The organism is Bacillus sp. FG16, from assembly GCF_057809515.1.
On the sequence record NZ_JBMDKC010000339.1, the window covers coordinates 1 to 435 of the forward strand.

General features: G+C 25.1%; 1 pseudogene. It reads left to right on the forward strand.

The annotated features are described in order from the left end of the window. Positions 1-213: pseudogene (locus ACODS7_RS32635) on the forward strand (hypothetical protein); the annotation flags it as partial. Between the last annotated feature and the right edge of the window lie 222 nt (positions 214-435).

Genomic DNA, 435 nt, shown 5'->3' on the forward strand with positions numbered 1-435 from the left:
GTAGTTTACCCTACGTTTTATCAGGAAGGAAAAAATCATTTTCAATATTGGTTATTGGTATTTCGAAAATTAAAAGAAGAGGGCGTTAAAATTAGTAAAAAACCATATTTTTTAAGAAAATGGATTTTGTTTTACAAAAAGAAAATAAATATATCTTCTCATGAAGAGTACTACTTTCATATGTTAAGTATTTATACATTAGCAAAAAAGTAAAATGAAATTTATATGCTTTATGAAAGCGACGGAGATTAATGTGAGATTGCAACTAAACTACAAAAATATAGGAGTTTTTGCAACTATGTTGAGAAAGTAAGGAGTTCAATTTATATATTTATAATTACATGATAAGATTTATTTGAATATTTTAAAGAATAAAATAGAGAAGGGGATATGATGAGCGTACAAGTAGTTTCTAAGGAAGAAATCACAAAATTA